Source organism: Rhodoferax lacus, assembly GCF_003415675.1.
Lineage (GTDB): Bacteria > Pseudomonadota > Gammaproteobacteria > Burkholderiales > Burkholderiaceae_C > Allorhodoferax > Allorhodoferax lacus.
In genome coordinates, this window is record NZ_QFZK01000048.1 from 1 (window position 1) to 2,309 (window position 2,309).

At 49.5% G+C, this 2,309-nt stretch carries 2 protein-coding genes; one reads left to right on the forward strand and one right to left on the reverse strand.

The features are described 5' to 3' along the window. The first annotated feature begins 104 nt into the window (after positions 1–104). A complete protein-coding gene (locus tag DIC66_RS22670) occupies positions 105–932 on the forward strand; it encodes a plasmid partitioning protein RepB C-terminal domain-containing protein (RefSeq protein ID WP_233506085.1) in 828 nt (275 codons plus the stop codon). A gap of 93 nt (positions 933–1,025) precedes the next feature. On the opposite strand, the gene DIC66_RS23675 is transcribed toward DIC66_RS22670, so the two are convergent. Continuing rightward, positions 1,026–1,310 (reverse strand): helix-turn-helix domain-containing protein, encoded by a 285-nt coding sequence (locus DIC66_RS23675; protein ID WP_117180451.1) that lies wholly within the window; start codon positions 1,308–1,310, stop codon positions 1,026–1,028. Between the last annotated feature and the right edge of the window lie 999 nt (positions 1,311–2,309).

Genomic DNA, 2,309 nt, shown 5'->3' on the forward strand with positions numbered 1-2,309 from the left:
ACACGTCTACCAACACAGCGGGCCAGCCAGATCGGGGAATTACTGCCGCACCGCTGGCAAGACATTGCTGTCTAACTGTCAGGCATGACCGAGGTCAGCGGTCAATATGGGATGGCCGGACGCATACGCCTGAAGGGTTGTTAGCTTCAAAGAAGTTCAAACAGATCGTCGCATCCATCAATGCAGTTGGTCTCATAGAGCCACTGACAATAGGCAAGGCTGACAACGTCAGTGGGATGCATGTGGTACTTGATGGTCACATTCGTATGTTGGCCATGCGTGAACTTGGATTTACTGATACTCCATGCTTGATGGCAGTCGATAATGAAAGCTACACCTACAACAACCGAGTGAACCGATTGTCGACCATTCAAGAGCACTTCATGATTCGGCGAGCTGTAGATCGCGGAGTCACACCTTCAAAGCTTTCAGACTCGCTGGACATTGATGTTGAGCACATCATGAAAAAGCTAAATCTTCTTGATGGCATATGTGCGGAAGCCGTGGGGCTACTCCGGGACAAACACTTCTCTGCAAGTCTCAGCCCGGTACTTCGGAAGATGAAGCCAACACGTCAGGTTGAATGTGTGGAATTGATGATTGCCAGTGATAGCATCACTGTCTCCTACGCCAACGCGCTCCATGCAGCAACTCCAGCCAATATGTTGGTTGGCGATGAAAAGCCCAAAAAGATTCGAGGTGTTACACCGGAACAGATGGCGATTATGGAGCGCGAGATGTCGAACGTGGAAGGCCAGTTCAAGATTCTCGAACATTCCTATGGTCAGGATGTATTGAATCTCGTACTGATAAAGGGGTACCTTGCCCGAATCACCTGCAATGAAGCGGTGATTCGCTTTCTGACTCAAAATTACCCGGATTTGCTGCGTGAATTCGCAAGCATTGTGAACACGTCTTCAATGGAAAAGTAGATGGCAGCCTCGGTTAGATACTCCTGTGTAAGATTATATCGGTGCACCGAGATTACGCCTCAAAAGCTAGGAATATTCCTGCCGATGCAGCCTTCAAGCATCACTGCGGAATAGCTCGATCACATCCACGCCTAGAGCCAGAGCCAGTAGGGCGATAATCGAAATGGACGGATTCGCCGATCCACGTTCAATGCGTGATAGATAGGTGCGGAAAACCCCGCAATGGTCAGCTAATGCCTCTTGCGACATTCCCGACTCTTTTCGCAGTCGCCTAATTTGCCTGCCTAGATTGACTTTGAATGTATCCAAGTTCACAGGTTCCACAGCACAAACCCCTCTACTGTTCGTTTCAGTGCACAGTGTAACTGTAATCGCCATGTTTGGTAATTGCAACTGCTAGACGCGGACGAATGCACAGAGGGGACACCATTGAGGCATTGGCATCAGTATAGATTTTTAAATGCGAGTTGTCTGATGCAGTGTAAGTTCAGCCGAGTACCGCCCAGAGTGGTGACTGCACAACTCGAACTCCAAATAGATGCGCCTTGCGCAGTCGATTTCCCTGGCCCTCAATCGGAGAAGCCCAACGTTATGTCCCTTTCTTTTTTCACAGGGAATTTTGTCAATAGCTGCTAGAGCAGCATGCATTTCAACATCTAACCATTCACTGAAGTGGTCCATTGCATTACTCCTCATTTGCTCCCATAACAAGAAATAGCCAGAGCGCCTTTGTATTCATCAGTGTATGTATGGTTAAAAGCAAATGTAAAGCTAGTCATATCCCAAGTGTTCATTGATTTGATTTAGATCAACCCCATGTAAAGCGTACGGCGGCGCATTGAATCGCCCCGAGGCGATTCACATCGTTTGACGCCAATCAGCGAGCGGGACATTTAGTCCAGTCCAATAATCTACAGGTCACCTGTCGGCCGGTTGATCCTGTACCGCATGTCAACTGACTTTCCGAATCTCGCCATGATGCCGCCTGAACAATCATGGACCTTGGCATCATGGATGGCCTTCAATCGCTCAATCGTGCGCCAGTGCATCCCCTTGGGCTTGTTGCCACGGCCAATCGAAACGTCCGGACTTGGACTAACTTAATCACACAGCCCCATCACGGCAATTCTTTGCCTCCATAACGGCAATAGGTTGGTATCAACTCAAAACCGGAGACCGAAGCTTGCCGGCAAATAAAGGCGGATGGCCAAGCCGGCGAATTTCTCATTAGCCATTCAACGGTGAGCTGGGTATGCGTCCGGCAATCCCATGTTGAATCGATCGCCATGATCAGGCATCGTCCCCACGAAGGAGATCATGGAGACTATGAATCAAGTGTCGACAGTGGCGCGCCCTCGCCGGCGTGAGTACAGCGTG